The sequence below is a fragment of the Bacteroidota bacterium genome (assembly GCA_016699695.1).
Lineage (GTDB): Bacteria > Bacteroidota > Bacteroidia > Bacteroidales > UBA10428 > UBA10428.
The window spans coordinates 3389185-3403940 of record CP065006.1; the positions used below are offsets into that span (position 1 = coordinate 3389185).

Genomic DNA, 14756 nt, shown 5'->3' on the forward strand with positions numbered 1-14756 from the left:
AATTATTCATCATCAGTTAAAAAGTCCTTGAGCACACCAATCAGTTTACCTTTTTCAATGGGTTTGGAAAGGTATCCGTCAAAGCCGCTCTCAAGGATATTTTTTTCGTCTTCCAGGCGTGCAAATGCAGTTTGTGCAATAATGGGTATGCGAATGTTCATCTCACGCAGTCGCTGAAAGGTTTCGAAACCATCCATGTCTGGCATTTTTATATCCATTAATATAAGGTGTGGCTTGTGTGCAATGCAATAATCAAGTGCTTCTATGCCGTTTTTCGACCAGGCAAGCTGAACCCTTGTTTTGCGGAGAAGGGCTTTGAGCAATTCGTAATTCGAAGGGTCGTCTTCTACAATAAGTATGGTTTTATGTTCGAAGGTTTTTTCGCCTTCTGTTTTTCCGAAAAAGAAACTCTTCGGAAGCGTATCTGAAATGTGTATATCTTTTGGAGCCGGGATAGTGAAGTAAAAAGTCGATCCTTCGCCTGGGTTTGATTCCAGCCAGATTTCACCTTCGAGAAGTTCTATAATTTTTTTCGAAATGGTAAGGCCCAAACCAGCACCCCGGTATAGTTTGTCATTATCCGATTCGAGTTTGGCAAAGCGATCGAAGACTATTTGCTGCGTGAGTGTGTCCATGCCAATGCCGGTATCGGCCACATAAAATTTCACGTATTTTTTTCTTTCCTGGTTTTTTATCTTTTCGGTAAGGGTTACTCCCAGGCATATTTTTCCGCTATGCGTAAATTTAATCGAATTACCCAGTAAATTCGATAGCACTTGTTTGAATCTGAAAGTATCGGTTTCAATTACCAGGTTGGCTAAACTTGGAGGAATATCGAGCAGGAGCTCAACACGATCATTGTTATTGGCAAAGTTGATTTCTTTGAACGTCACGAAGATTTCCTGCAATATTTCATTCAGGTTACAGCTTTCCAGACTGATTTTAAGTTGCCCGGCTTCGATTTTAGAAATGTCCAGAATATCATCTATGAGGTGCAGCAGAGTATTGCAGCTCGAATTGATCAGTTCGACATATTCGGTGCGCTCTTCCGAGGTGATGGAGGCATCGCCCAGAAGTCCGGCAAAGCCCACGATGGAATTCATGGGAGTTCTTATTTCGTGCGACATGTTGGCTAAAAATGCAGATTTCAGCTTGTCGGCATTTTCAGCCTGGTCTTTGGCTTTTTTGAGCTGCAGTTCGGTATCGTCCCTCTTCTGATCGTGCAATGAAATCTGCTCCATCATTTTATTAAAACCCTCGTACAGGATCCCAATTTCGTTGTTATATCGTTTTGTTACCCTGATGCTGAAATCTGTTTCTTCGCTGATAACCTTTTGGGTAATTGCTGCCAGCTCCAGGATAGGCTCAGAGATAATTTTTTGCAGCAGATAGGCAAGAAGAAATACCAGGATGGCAATAAAGAATAAAACCAGAGCAATTGCTTTTTGATTTTTTCTTATCGACAGGCGAGCCTGGTCGAGCGAATAGTTAATAATTACAGTACCATGAAACTCATTCTGGTATACAACCGGTGCCAGGGCCAGCAGGGTGCTTTGTGGGGGATAAAATTTACCATATTTCTTTTCAATTTCAACAATGGTGTCCCTGCCCATGGTATAACCTTCCAATGTTTTTGGAATAGTTTTATCCTTGAGGTTAAAGGTATCGAAAAGCTCTCCCTTTCGGTTATACACAGCTGCAAACAAAACAGCAGGGTTCGACTCGAGCGACTGAAGCACTTCTTGTGTTTCCTGACGGATGCCAAAAACCAGAGGTGCACTGCAATAATCGGCAATAAAATTTGCAGTGTAGGAGGCTTCCCGTTTCAGTGCATCTTTTTGTCTTATTATTTCCCGAAGAGTAAAAAAGCCAAACGAAAGACTTGAGATGATCAGAAAGATCACCATCACCATGAGAATGATTTTATACCGGATTGAAATATCTTTCAGCATAACTATTCTTTAATCACAGGTTCTACGATCCGTGCAATGTTTAATAAACGATAACTTACAAAGAAACCAGAATTTTGCATGGATGTTTCGTTTATCTCGAACTTTATATATTGATCTTCGATGTAAAAGTTAATGTGCACCCCCGATTGTGCATAGTTTCCGGTATCGCCAATAAGCAAGATAGGCTTATTTTTAGTTTTCTCGACGATACTATTGAGTTCTTCAGTTTTCATTTCTGGCAGCACCAATACCTGGTAATCTATCGTATCGGAAAATTGTTTTAACCATACCGTTTTCACAGGTTTTCCGCAAAGGGAATGCTTACTCAATAGCACAGTCATTTGTTCGTGAAATGATTTGTTTTGGAGAGTTGCAATGGTAAACACCGGAGAATTGGAACTTGTAGAGGGCCATTCGATAAAATAAGTGAATTTGCCAATCCACAAGGCTTTGAGTGTAATTTCATCAACTTCCTGTGCCTGAACAAATAGCGGCAAGCATAAAAAATAACAGACTGAAAGTGCTTTGCTTTTTATAGTCATTGAAATAAAATCGAAACCCCAATCTTTAAAAATAGCCATTATTTTTCATATAACAGACCATAGTCTGTTTAATTCATAATTATCAGTTCTCACTGATTTAATAGACTTATTTGGGTTAAAAAAGGCAGAATAATAAAGAATTTTAATTTAACTAAAGAAATTGATTTAAAAAAAAGGGGTATGTATTGAAAAAAGTATAAATAAATTGTTAGATACCCTAAAAATAAGGATCAAATAACAAAAAAGAAAGAAAAATGTGAAAATAAGTATCAAAAAATAGGGTGTAGTAATAAAAAAGTATTATTTTTGAAGCGTCAATCAATTAATAACTTAAAATTATAAGCTATGAAAAGTCTCAGAATTTATCTTTTATCTGCCTTAGTGGCATTAGTGAGTAGTTTTTCTGTTGTGAATGCGCAGGAAGAAACAGCATCTGAATCGCCTTTTAGTATAGGTGCCGATGTAGTTAGTAATTATGTATGGCGTGGAACTAAATTTGGTGGTCCCTCTATACAGCCAGGTTTGGAAGTCGGATTAGGAAATTTCGCCGTTGGAGCCTGGGGTTCCTTTTCGTTGAATGGGTTTGACATTCAGGAAAACGATTTTTACATTACCTACTCTGTTGGTAATCTGGGTCTGTCTTTAACTGATTATTACTATCAAGGACCTTTGTTTGATTTTTCTGATACTGCTGGAAGTCATGCCTTTGAAGTAGGTGCCTCATACAATTTCGGAAATTTCGGACTTTTAGCAGGATTAGTGCTTAATGAAGCTCCAGGTGCCGGCTCTGCTGGTGGTGACTTGTACATCGAAGCCAATTATGCCTTTGAGTATTTTAGTTTGTTTGCTGGTGTGGGTAACGGATGGTATACACTAGACGAAGATCCCACCAAGGATGAATTTGGATTAGTAAACCTTGGAATTTCTGCCGAAAAGGAAATAAACACAGGTAATCTTTCTATCCCGGTTTTTGGTTCTGTAATTGTGAATCCACAGGCTGAAATTGCCTACCTTGTTGTAGGTTTCTCATTCTAAGTACGTTACAAAATGCCATAATACAAGCATCCCGCAGTTTTTCTGTGGGATGCATTAGAAAGTTGTTATCATATAAAAAATATAACAGATGAAAAAAATAGAAGCTATCATTCGAAAAACAAAATTCGAAGAGGTTACAAAAGCCTTGCATGACATCAACATCGAGTTTTTCTCTTACTGGGATGTAAGAGGTAATGGAAAAACCCACGAAGCACGCATATATCGCGGTGTGGCCTACGATACAAGTATCATCGAACGCACCATGTTAACACTAGTGGTGCGCGACAAAAACCTCGAAAAAACAGTAAAATGTATTATGGAGGCTGCGAAAACAGGTGAGGTTGGCGATGGTAAAATATTTGTTTCGGAAATGCTCGACTCGTATCGCATCCGTAACGGCCAACGTGGTGATGAATCGCTTTACATCAAGGGCGAAGAAGAATAGAACCTATTGTTTTACAACTTAAAATGAATGTCATGGAAGAATTAATATATTCGATAAACACACTCTGGGTTTTAATTGCGGCGGCTCTGGTGTTTTTTATGCAAGCCGGCTTTGCCCTTGTTGAGGCAGGATTCACGCGTTCGAAGAACACGGCGAACATTCTGATGAAAAACTTAATGGATTTTGTAATTGGTACCATTGCCTTTTGGCTGGTAGGATTTGGAATTATGTTTGGTGCTAAAAATGGTTTCTGGGGCGGAATCGACCTCTTTACCCAAAATACCTATCGTTCTGATATGCCCGATTTGGCGTTTTTAATCTTTCAAACTGTGTTTGCTGCCACAGCCGCTACCATCGTTTCGGGTGCTATGGCAGAGAGGACTAAATTTAACGCTTATCTAATCTACAGTGCAATAATTACTCTTATCATCTATCCTGTTTCTGGCCATTGGGCCTGGGGTGGTGGATGGCTCTCTACTTTAGCTGTTCCTTTTCAGGATTTTGCTGGTTCCACTGTAGTTCACTCTGTAGGTGGATGGGTGGCCATGGTAGGCGCATTGATTTTAGGACCCCGTATTGGTAAATATGGACCTGATGGAAAGACCAAGGCTATTCCCGGCCATAATTTAGCAATGGCTAGTTTGGGTGTCTTTATTCTTTGGATTGGTTGGTTTGGTTTTAACCCTGGTTCGCAGCTTGCTATTGCTGGTACTAGCAATGCAGCCGCTGTTTCTTTAATCTTCGTAACAACCAACATTGCTGCCGCTGGTGGTGCACTTTCAACTCTTCTTTTTATGTGGTTGAAATACAAAAAACCTCCTTTGAGTATGACATTGAACGGTGCTTTGGCAGGTCTTGTGGCCATAACAGCTGGTTGTAATGCTGTAACACCTGGTGGTGCACTTGTAATTGGTCTATTGGCTGGTGTGCTGGTGGTACTCTCTGTTGAATTCTTTGACAAAGTAGTTAAAATTGATGACCCTGTGGGTGCAATATCTGTACACGGTGTGTGCGGTTCATTTGGTACCCTTATGGTTGGTTTCTTCTCTACTTCCGGAGGTATTCTGTACGGACATGATGCAGGTCTGCTCACTTCTCAGGCTATCGGTGTTGTATCGGTAGCAATATGGGCCATTGCCGTGTCACTTGTACTGTTTACCATTCTTAAATACACCAATGGTTTACGTGTCTCCCGCCGTATCGAGGAAGAAGGTCTGGATGTTTACGAGCATGGCGAAAGTGCTTACAATTAATCTCCCCGTTTTGCATATACAAAGAAAGCCGCTTCCTTTGCAGGAGCGGCTTTCGCTTTTTAGGGTAAACCAAATTTTACTTATTTGATTCTACTATTGAGGTACTGGGTGGGTTGCTTTTACTTCTGCCAACAATTTTTGAATTTCTGCTTCTGACATTTCGTGTTTGGTGAGCTGTCCACTCAGGAATTTATCGTAACCAACCAGGTCCATCATTCCGTGGCCACTTAATCCAAAAAGTATTACCTTCTCTTTGCCTTCGAGTCTTGCTTTTTCTGCTTCGCGAATGGTGGCGGCAATGGCATGGGTAGTTTCCGGTGCGGGTATAATGCCCTCGGTACGTGCAAAGAGTATTCCGGCATTGTAACACTCAATCTGGTCGATGGCAACAGGGTTCATCAGTCCATCTTCCACAGCCCTCGAAACCAGAGGAGCCATTCCGTGGTACCTTAATCCTCCGGCATGTATTGGGGCAGGAATAAATCCCGATCCCAGGCTATGCATAGCCAGCAAGGGGGTCATTTTTGCGGTATCGCCATGGTCGTAGACATAGGGCCCACGGGTGAGGGTGGGACAGGAGGTAGGTTCGGCAGGGATGATATCGATTTTGGCTCCATGAATTTTATCGGCAGCAAAGGGAAATGCAAGTCCGGCAAAGTTGCTGCCTCCTCCGGCGCAACCTATTACCACATCGGGTTGTTTTTCGCCAAAGAGTGCCAGCTGTTTTTTCGATTCCAAACCAATAATGGTCTGGTGCAACATTACATGGTTTAATACACTGCCCAGGGTGTAGCGGGTTTGTCCGGTGGGGTCGCTTACGGCAGCCTCAATGGCTTCGCTGATGGCGATTCCCAATGACCCTGGAGTATCGGGCATTTCAGCCAAAATTTTTCGACCAAAGTTTGTTTCGTTACTGGGACTGGCTACACATTGCCCACCCCAGGTTTGCATCATAAGCTTGCGAAAAGGTTTTTGGTCGAAACTGATACGTACCATAAAAACCTTGCATTCAAGTCCAATAAGTGAACATGCAAATGAAAGGGCACTACCCCATTGTCCGGCGCCGGTTTCGGTGGTGAGCCTTTTAATACCAAACTGTTTGTTGTACCAGGCTTGTGGAATGGCCGTGTTGGGTTTATGGCTCCCGGCCGGCGATACACTTTCGTTTTTATAATAAATACGGGCTGGTGTTTTCAGGGCGGCTTCCAGGCTATAGGCGCGGTGAAGCGGTGTAGGTCGCCATTTAGCCAGCAGGGCTAGCACTTCTTCCGGAATATCAATCCAACGGCTGGTGCTCATTTCCTGTTCAATCAGGTTCATTGGGAATACTGCTGCCAGCATATCGGGCGAAATGGGATGTCCATCGGGTCCCAGGGGTGGTTTCACCCCACCTGGTAAATCGGCTGCAATGTTATACCATTGCCGGGGCATATCCTCTTCGCTTAGGAAAATTTTAGTTGTTTTTGGCATAGCTTATTTTTGAAGGGTTTGTTGATATGATTTTTGTCATGTACTACAAATATACTTTTCCTCTCCGAATTTGCAAATATTCACTCTCTATCTAATGGAGAGGTGTTTTATCAGTCATTCTTTTTCAAGCTAAAAAGTTTTCACGATCAATACGTGTTCGAGGCGCTTTGTTTGTTATAGGTATAAAAGCAATTGCTAATTTTATGGCTGCAACCAACACAATACAGGTGGAACAGGAAATTCTTATTAGGCATCTGAAAGAAGGCAGTGAAACGGCTTACGAAATTCTTTTTAAGGAATATTACCTTCGTTTGGTGATGTATGCCCACAGGTTCTTGGGCGATGTTGAACTCTCGAAAGAGCTTGTGCAGGATTTATTTGTAACACTATTTGAGAAACGAGAAAGCTTGCATATTCAGTCCTCACTGGCTTCTTACCTGTATAAAGCAGTTCATAACCGGAGTCTCAATTATTTACAGGCACAAAAAAGTAAGATGAATTATGCTAACCATATATTAAGTAATTCCGAAACTATGGACAATAGCATAGAACAGGAAATGGGGCGAACCGAGCTGGAATCGGCTTTGCTGGAGGCTATTGGAGCATTGCCCGAACGGTGCAGATTAATTTTTAAACTTAACCGGTTCGATGGACTTTCGAATTCAGAAATTGCCCAAAAGCTGGCACTGTCGAAACGTACGGTCGAAACGCAAATCAGTAAGGCTATCAAATTGTTGCGCGTAAGGCTGATGCCATACATGACAGCCTCTTTGATACTTTGGGCTGTCGGATTTATTAGTTATTTATATTAAAATGATTAAATTATCGAGCAATGAAAACGATTCATATTAACACAGAAAAAATAAAGGAGAACAGGGAGAAAGCAGATCGCCTGATTGACACCACGCCCGACCTGAAGCCCTTTGAAGGTATCGATGTGGAAGCCGACTGGAAAAAAGTAAAGGCACGCATGGGCTTGTCTCCACGCATGAATCGTATTCCCCTGCCACGATATCTGCTGCGCATTGCGGCCATTTTGGTAATGGCGCTTGGATTGGTATATCTGTTCAACCTGCTGATAAAAGAAATCCCCACCCAGCCTGAGTCTGATTATTACCAGTTGGTTGCACAGAATGGCAATCGGCTTGTAAACCTGCCCGATGGTTCGGTGGTTACACTGAAAGCACATTCGGAATTGTTGTATAACAGCCAGTTTGGAAAAGAAAACCGCGATGTAATTCTCGAGGGTGAAGCCTTTTTCGAAGTGCATCGTAACGAGGCTGTCCCTTTCAAAGTATTTGCTTCGGAAGCTACCATAGAAGTATTGGGTACTGCCTTCAATGTAAAATCTACAAACGAAGTTGTTGAAGTGGGAGTTGTAACCGGACATGTGGCTATGTTTGAAACGGCCAACAAGAAAAACCGCACAGAGCTTTTGAGAAACGAGATGGGAACCTTTCTTGTCGACCAAAAACAAATTCAGGATAAGGAAGCTTTCAATGCCAATGCATTGGCGTGGCGGACAGGCATATTGGAATTCCGTCAGGCACCGCTTCACGAAGTTTTTATTACTCTTGCCGAATGCTACGACAAAAAATTGGAACTTAATCTGCAGCATGAACTCACTGAGACCTTAACCGCTACGTTCCGCAATCAGTCTTTGGAGGATATTTTTGAAATGATCGATTTAAGCACCATGCAAACTTTTAATTACCAACTCGATTCGAACCGGATATTTATCAGCAATTAATGTACAAACGAAATCTGATATGCTTCCTTTGGCTTCTATGGATCGTATCCCTTCCATTGGGTGCCCAGAACGTGCTTAACCAAAGTCTAACTATCAGTTTCGAAAAAGGCACAGTTTTTTCTTACCTCGATACCATTCAGAAGCAAACCGGAATTAGCTTTGTTTATTCCGATGCATTAAACCCCAGCACCATGGTGGAGATAGAGAACGGCACTTATCAGGTAGTCCAGTTGCTCGATCGTTTGTTTCCGGCACAAGAGGTAAAGTATATCGTGCGTGGCAATCTGGTAGTGCTATCGCCGCAGGGTACCGGAAATATTTCGCCCGGAAAAATTGTAATCAGAGGAAAGGTTGTAGACAGAAAGGAGAATGCTGTTCCTTTTGCCACCGTCTTTTTCTCTCAGCGCAGCATGGGAACCATTACCAACGCCGATGGGGAATTTCGAATGGTAATTCCTGAAGAATATACCAGCGATACCTTACTGGTAAGCAGCATGGGGTACCTAACCAGCAAGCTGATGCCCGAAGAATGGTTAACCAGTATGCTGATGGTGGAGCTTACAACAGCCACCGTGCCTATTAAAGAAGTGATTATACGTCCTGGCAATGCCCTTTCGCTGGTGTTAGCCTCTTACAAGGCCAGAAAGGAAAATCACCCCACAGAGAATCGCTACATGACCGCTTTTTTTCGCGAATCGTCGAAACAAAACGATGAGTATATTTCGCTCAGCGAGGCATTGGTAGAGATTAACAAAACATCCTACATAAGCCAGGCCGACGACCAGATCCGGTTTGTAAAGGGCCGTAAGGGAACCAACATCAGCCAATCGGAACTGGTAAACCTGGTGGTGGAAGGAGGTTTGTACAATGGTCTGAGGCTCGATGTGGCTAAATACAGCAGTTACTTTTACAGCGAAGAAGCTGGGCAGGAATGCGAATACCGCATGCTTCCGACCGTGATGTATAAAAACCAGCAGACCTATGTCATTGGCTTTCGACCCAAAGAGGGTGTGCAATACCCAGGTTATTCCGGCAAGCTATATCTCGATTCTGAAAGCCTTGCCCTGGTAAGAGCCGAATTTGAACTCGACCCATCGGGATTAAAGTATGCCCGTTCGCTGCTAGTGAAAAAGACCCCCCGGAATTACCGTGCCGATCCGGAGTTTGCGTGTTATACGGTAGAATATCGCTATTATAACCAAACCTGGAACCTGCAGTATGCACGCACCGAATTCGGAATTAAAGTGAAGAAATTACGTGGCAAAGACAACAAAGGCTTTTCGTGTAACTTTACTTCCTCTTCGGAGTTTGTAATTACCAATATGGCCGATACAACTCTAAAGCACATTCCTTTTAAGGAAACCTCACGGCCGGACGATGTACTGGCCCGACAGGTAGAAACTACAACACCCGGATACTGGCTAAACGATAACGTTATTTTACCTGAGGAACCTTTGTTACAAACTATTCAACGCCTGCAGGAAAAAGGAGCAATCCCCGAAAGCAAAAACTATCCTTCAGTGATCGAATAAATTAACTCCTTTTAAGCAATCATTTGTTGGTTCAGGCTTCGTCCTTTTTTCTAACTTTGATTTTTAAACTATTACCATGAACAGAATTTATTTTATTTCTATGCTTATGCTGACCATGCTAATGGGGTGTAAAAATCCCGACAATACATCTCAAACAACCGACAATTCTTTTAACTACGTACTTGAGCAGTTTGCCGATGTGCGCATACTGCGCTATAAGGTACCCGGTTTCGAATCGTTAAGCCTGCAGCAAAAAGAGTTAATCTATTACCTTGCCGAAGCTGCAAAATATGGCCGCGATATTTTGTTCGACCAGAATGGCGAATACAACCTGCTGATCCGTCGAAACCTCGAAAATATTTATCAGAGTTATTCGGGCGATAAAGCCACTCCCGACTGGAAGGCATTTGAAGTCTACCTGAAGCGAATCTGGTTTGCCAATGGTATTTACCACCATTATTCGTCCGACAAATTTACTCCTGGTTTTTCAGAAGCTTATTTTAAAGAGCTGGTGGAAAAGTCAGATTCGGCTGGATTTGCACTTGCACCCGGTAAGAATCTTACCGAAACCCTTGCCCTTATTCAGCTGGTGATGTTCGATTCAACTGTTTGGCCGAAAAAGATTATTCAGGAAGAGGGAAAAGACATGGTCATTCATTCGGCGGTTAACTTTTATGGCGAAGGAATCACTCAAACAGAGGTAGAGGATTTTTACCAATCGATGAAGAACCCAGACGACGAAACCCCTGTATCCTATGGCTTGAATTCGAAAGTACTTAAAGTGGATGGCAAACTCACCGAGGCTACTTGGAAATTGAATGGCATGTATTCACCAGCCATAGAAAATATTGTGTTCTGGCTCGAAAAAGCTCTTACGGTTGCCGAGAACGACTTGCAGAAATCGACTATCGCGAAACTCATCGAATACTACAAAACCGGCAACCTGAAAACATGGGATGAATACAATGTGCTTTGGGTGAAGGATACACAGTCGCAAGTGGATGTTGTAAACGGCTTTATCGAAAACTACAACGACCCGCTTGGGTTGAAAGCAACCTGGGAATCGGTGGTAAATTTTAAAGACATTGAAGCCACCAAGCGTACCGAGATTATCAGCAGTAATGCCCAATGGTTCGAGGACAATTCGCCTATAAACCCCGAATTTAAAAAGAAAGAGGTGAAAGGTGTAAGTGCCAAAGTAATTACAGTAGCCATGCTTGGCGGCGATTGCTACCCTGCTACTCCTATTGGTATCAACCTGCCCAATGCCGATTGGATACGCAAGCAACACGGTTCGAAATCGGTAACCATGGAAAACATTACATATGCATATAGCCAGGCTGACCTGGCAACCGGCGAACTCGAAGAATTCTCGTACAACCAGGAAGAAATGGATCTGGTAAAACAATACGGTCACCTGGCTCATAACCTGCATGTCGATTTACACGAATGTCTGGGTCATGGTTCGGGACAATTGTTAACTGGTGTAAGTACCGATGCACTTAAAAATTACGGTTCGGCACTCGAAGAAACCCGTGCCGACTTGTTTGCACTTTATTATGCCATGGATCCCAAAATGGTGGAACTGGGCGTTCAACCCAACCTCGACGTGGCCCGTGCCGAATACATTGCATACATCCGCAATGGACTCATGACACAGCTGAAACGCATTGATCCGGGAAAAAACATCGAACAGGCCCACATGCGCAACCGTCAGCTGATTGCCTCGTGGTGCTACGAAAAAGGTCTGGAGGAGAAGGTAATTGAAAAAGTGGTGAAGGATGGCAAAACCTATTTTACGGTCAACGATTTTAACAAACTGCGCGACTTGTTTGGGCAGCTTTTAAAAGAGGTGCAGCGCATTAAATCCGAGGGCGATTACGAGGCTGGTAAAAAACTTGTTGAAAGCTATGGTGTTGTGGTTGACCCGGCACTGCATAAAGAAGTACTCGAAAGGTATAAAAAACTCCAGCTTGCACCCTATGCCGGTTTTGTGAACCCCGAATTTGAACTTGTAACCGAGGGAGATAAGATAATTGATGTAAAAATAAAATACATCGACAATTATGCCGGGCAAATGATTGGATACAGCAAGCAATATTCAGTTTTACCATCTGTAAATTAGAAGGCTAAGGTTCTAATAAACACTATAGGTATTCCAATCCATTCGAAGTCAGATGCCGGAAACCGACTGACTGGTTTTCCGGTATTTTTATTCCTTTTTAGGAGAGTATAGGCAGTAAATGCCCGCGAAATATTCTTAATTTTAAAGAAAGTAATTTTGTTAGCATGCTTGCAGCACATTATACATCATTAGGCGAAAACAAGGTTCAGTGTTTACTTTGCCCGCATCAGTGTGTGTTAAAGCATGGACAAACCGGAGTTTGCAGGGTACGGAAAAACCAACGGGGAAAGCTGGTAGCCGAAGCCTATCAACTCTATTCTTCCATGGCTTTTGACCCGATTGAAAAAAAACCATTGTATCATTTTTATCCTGGCAGGGAAATTCTATCGGTAGGAAGCTATGGATGTAACATGCGCTGCCAGTGGTGCCAGAATTGCGAAATTTCGCAAAAAGGAATGAGCCAGGGCATTCATTCGAAGCATTTTACTGTGCAACAGCTTTATGAGCTTGCATGCAGTCGTCCTGCCAATGTGGGCATAGCCTTCACCTACAACGAGCCTTCGGTGGCTTATGAGACTATCATGGAGGTGGCTAATTATTTTTCGAAACGCAGGTTAAAAACTGCGATGGTTACTAACGGCTATTTTGGACAGGAAGCGCTGAAAGATTACCTTCAGATTATCGATACTTTTAATGTGGATGTAAAAGCTTTTAACGATAAAGTGCACCGTAAATACACACTGGCCGAGCTTAGCGTGGTAAAAGAAAACCTGGTGACTATTTATAAATCCGGAAGGCACCTTGAAGTTACCTGCCTGATTGTTCCCGGAGTCAATGATAAAGAGGACGAATTTGTTGAATTTTTGAATTGGTATGTGCATAATCTTTCCGATTGGGTACCACTACACCTATCACGTTATTTTCCGCATAATCTTTACCAGGCTCCCCCCACACCTGAAGAAACCCTCGAAAAATTTGCGCAAATAGCTTCGGAGAGATTGAAATTTGTATACATGGGCAACGTTGGCAGGTCGGGCTATTCCGATACACATTGTCCTTCTTGCGGTATCAGGCTCATCGAACGCCACGGATACAATGTCAGGCTTGTCAATGCCAATTCCGATGGAAGTTGTGCCTCTTGTTCCACTCCGGTGTTTTTTTGTGCGAAATGTTAATTAAATATTAGGCAATACTCAAACAAATTACTTATTTTACTTCAATTATTCTCCCGTTGTTTTTAAAAGCTTGATATGGAAGCACTCAATATCCAAGGCACCAACGATACTCCAAAGGTTATTTTAGACCCAAATATTGGGGTATTTGAGATATCGGGAAGATCCTTGCCCGAAGATGTGGTGAGGTTTTACCAGCCTGTGCTTGAATGGCTTGAAGATTATAAGCTTGAACCCCTCGATTCGACCGAATTTGTATTCAGATACATCTATTTCAATACGGCCACTTCCAAACTAATTCAGGATATTCTTATCAAACTCGAGGAAATTTTTCAATCTGGTCACAATGTTCAGGTAATGTGGTTTTACGAAGAAGAAGATGAAGACATGCTCGACTCAGGCGAGGAGTTCATGGAGAACATCGATGTACCTTTCGAAATCATCGGCTACTAAGCATCTTTCAACAGTTCGATACACTCCACAGGATTTTTTTCTTCGGTTAAATCGAATACCGGCATTTTTCTTCCTGAGAACTGAATAGTTGGATTATTCAGAAAATAGTCTGTTTTTTTCTTTCCGAATTCCGCAATCATTTTTCTTCCAAAAATAAAATTCTCCGGTTGGCTATACATTCCATTTTGGTAGCCGGATGTGAAACGCATTAATTCAACCAAAGCTTCCACCGGTCCGGCCGAAAGGTGCACTCCGTTCCAGCTCGACGAAATTTCTTGCAGACCATAGATTTTGGCGTTTTTGAAAAGAGTATTTCTGATGCTGTCTTTCGCAGCCTCTTTTGGGTTTGTTTTTCCGATCAGCAGGTTACGTGCGGTTGTCCAATCAGTTTTACCAGATAGGCTCATCGCCACAATGCAACGGCCTGGAGCTATGAAGTGCTCCAACTGCCTGGGATGAAATCCATTGATAAGGTAAGTGGTTTTGCCATCGATGCTTAACTTTTGCACATAGGTGCCACCTGCCAGCTTTTCTGTTGGTGAGTTTTGCCATAAAAAGGAGAGGGCTGTAGGACTAAAGAAGGGATATTGTTCCAGAAATTCAAGGCTGCCCAATAGGTTGGCAGAAGCAACAGTTTCGTGGTAAAGCGATTCGAATCTGGTAATGGCCTCTGTGCTGAGTGAAGTTTTTGCCGCAGCCGAAAGCTGGTTAATAACTCCGTAATGCATGCTAATTATCTTGTGTTGCTTCAGGTAGGCAGCATTGATTAACCTTATACTCGTAATTTGCAACCCAAAGCGATCGATGCTATTAAGAATCATTTGAAATACCTCACGATGGTTTATACCAGTGTTGGCCAGAGTCAATTCGGGTTTGATAAAAAACAGAAATTCATTCTCTGCAGAAGGAGCAGGCGATGACATCAATAAGTTGTTGATCGCAGTTTCCTTTTGTGCATCAGATAAGGCTTGCAGGATTTGCGATACTAGTTCGGTAGGTTGCATAAGAGAGCTTTTAAGTAACTAAT

The 14756-nt window shown here is 42.5% G+C and carries 13 protein-coding genes; 9 read left to right on the forward strand and 4 right to left on the reverse strand.

The window, feature by feature from the left end; genetic code table 11:
• Positions 1-2 precede the first annotated feature (2 nt).
• On the reverse strand, positions 3-1952 hold the full coding sequence (locus IPM71_14120) for a response regulator (GenBank protein ID QQS50707.1): 1950 nt from the start codon (positions 1950-1952) through the stop codon (positions 3-5).
• 2 nt (positions 1953-1954) lie between these two features.
• Entirely contained in the window at positions 1955-2533 is a 579-nt protein-coding gene (locus IPM71_14125) for a YfiR family protein (GenBank protein QQS50708.1), read from the reverse strand.
• Positions 2534-2839: 306 nt separating this feature from the next.
• Between IPM71_14125 and IPM71_14130 the strand changes: the two genes are divergently transcribed.
• The 3 genes from IPM71_14130 to IPM71_14140 all read left to right on the forward strand — a co-directional run bounded on the left by IPM71_14130 (position 2840) and on the right by IPM71_14140 (position 5227).
• Entirely contained in the window at positions 2840-3529 is a 690-nt protein-coding gene (locus IPM71_14130; GenBank protein ID QQS50709.1) for a hypothetical protein, read from the forward strand.
• 88 nt (positions 3530-3617) lie between these two features.
• Positions 3618-3974 (forward strand): P-II family nitrogen regulator, encoded by a 357-nt coding sequence (locus IPM71_14135; GenBank protein ID QQS50710.1) that lies wholly within the window; start codon positions 3618-3620, stop codon positions 3972-3974.
• Positions 3975-3997: 23 nt separating this feature from the next.
• A complete protein-coding gene (locus IPM71_14140) occupies positions 3998-5227 on the forward strand; it encodes an ammonium transporter (GenBank protein QQS50711.1) in 1230 nt (409 codons plus the stop codon).
• Positions 5228-5320: 93 nt separating this feature from the next.
• On the opposite strand, the gene IPM71_14145 is transcribed toward IPM71_14140, so the two are convergent.
• Positions 5321-6697 (reverse strand): TrpB-like pyridoxal phosphate-dependent enzyme, encoded by a 1377-nt coding sequence (locus IPM71_14145; GenBank protein ID QQS50712.1) that lies wholly within the window; start codon positions 6695-6697, stop codon positions 5321-5323.
• Between the two features lie 203 nt (positions 6698-6900).
• Between IPM71_14145 and IPM71_14150 the strand changes: the two genes are divergently transcribed.
• The 6 genes from IPM71_14150 to IPM71_14175 all read left to right on the forward strand — a co-directional run bounded on the left by IPM71_14150 (position 6901) and on the right by IPM71_14175 (position 13729).
• Complete coding sequence (locus IPM71_14150) at positions 6901-7509, forward strand: RNA polymerase sigma-70 factor (GenBank protein QQS50713.1); 609 nt, start codon at positions 6901-6903, stop codon at positions 7507-7509.
• A gap of 20 nt (positions 7510-7529) precedes the next feature.
• Positions 7530-8447, forward strand: coding sequence for a FecR domain-containing protein (locus tag IPM71_14155; GenBank protein ID QQS50714.1), 918 nt, complete (start codon positions 7530-7532; stop codon positions 8445-8447).
• Positions 8447-9979: a carboxypeptidase-like regulatory domain-containing protein gene (locus IPM71_14160; GenBank protein QQS50715.1), complete on the forward strand. Its 1533-nt coding sequence runs from the start codon at positions 8447-8449 to the stop codon at positions 9977-9979. The genes IPM71_14155 and IPM71_14160 overlap by 1 nt, the downstream gene beginning before the upstream one ends.
• Before the next feature lie 100 nt (positions 9980-10079).
• Positions 10080-12104 (forward strand): dihydrofolate reductase, encoded by a 2025-nt coding sequence (locus tag IPM71_14165; GenBank protein QQS52845.1) that lies wholly within the window; start codon positions 10080-10082, stop codon positions 12102-12104.
• 164 nt (positions 12105-12268) lie between these two features.
• Positions 12269-13279 (forward strand): AmmeMemoRadiSam system radical SAM enzyme, encoded by a 1011-nt coding sequence (gene amrS / locus IPM71_14170; protein ID QQS50716.1) that lies wholly within the window; start codon positions 12269-12271, stop codon positions 13277-13279.
• Between the two features lie 75 nt (positions 13280-13354).
• The gene (locus IPM71_14175; protein ID QQS50717.1) at positions 13355-13729 is read left to right on the forward strand and encodes a DUF1987 domain-containing protein; all 375 of its coding nucleotides are present in this window, start codon (positions 13355-13357) and stop codon (positions 13727-13729) included.
• On the opposite strand, the gene IPM71_14180 is transcribed toward IPM71_14175, so the two are convergent.
• A complete protein-coding gene (locus IPM71_14180) occupies positions 13726-14733 on the reverse strand; it encodes a hypothetical protein (protein QQS50718.1) in 1008 nt (335 codons plus the stop codon). The two genes, IPM71_14175 and IPM71_14180, sit on opposite strands and share 4 nt — an antisense overlap.
• Positions 14734-14756 lie beyond the last annotated feature (23 nt).

Coding starts and splice junctions, on each gene's coding strand:
- IPM71_14120 (QQS50707.1), bottom strand. CDS start 1,952: ATGCTGAAAGATATTTCAATCCGGTATAAAATCATTCTCATGGTGATG.
- IPM71_14125 (QQS50708.1), bottom strand. CDS start 2,533: ATGGCTATTTTTAAAGATTGGGGTTTCGATTTTATTTCAATGACTATA.
- IPM71_14130 (QQS50709.1), top strand. CDS start 2,840: ATGAAAAGTCTCAGAATTTATCTTTTATCTGCCTTAGTGGCATTAGTG.
- IPM71_14135 (QQS50710.1), top strand. CDS start 3,618: ATGAAAAAAATAGAAGCTATCATTCGAAAAACAAAATTCGAAGAGGTT.
- IPM71_14140 (QQS50711.1), top strand. CDS start 3,998: ATGAATGTCATGGAAGAATTAATATATTCGATAAACACACTCTGGGTT.
- IPM71_14145 (QQS50712.1), bottom strand. CDS start 6,697: ATGCCAAAAACAACTAAAATTTTCCTAAGCGAAGAGGATATGCCCCGG.
- IPM71_14150 (QQS50713.1), top strand. CDS start 6,901: ATGGCTGCAACCAACACAATACAGGTGGAACAGGAAATTCTTATTAGG.
- IPM71_14155 (QQS50714.1), top strand. CDS start 7,530: ATGAAAACGATTCATATTAACACAGAAAAAATAAAGGAGAACAGGGAG.
- IPM71_14160 (QQS50715.1), top strand. CDS start 8,447: ATGTACAAACGAAATCTGATATGCTTCCTTTGGCTTCTATGGATCGTA.
- IPM71_14165 (QQS52845.1), top strand. CDS start 10,080: ATGCTTATGCTGACCATGCTAATGGGGTGTAAAAATCCCGACAATACA.
- amrS (QQS50716.1), top strand. CDS start 12,269: ATGCTTGCAGCACATTATACATCATTAGGCGAAAACAAGGTTCAGTGT.
- IPM71_14175 (QQS50717.1), top strand. CDS start 13,355: ATGGAAGCACTCAATATCCAAGGCACCAACGATACTCCAAAGGTTATT.
- IPM71_14180 (QQS50718.1), bottom strand. CDS start 14,733: ATGCAACCTACCGAACTAGTATCGCAAATCCTGCAAGCCTTATCTGAT.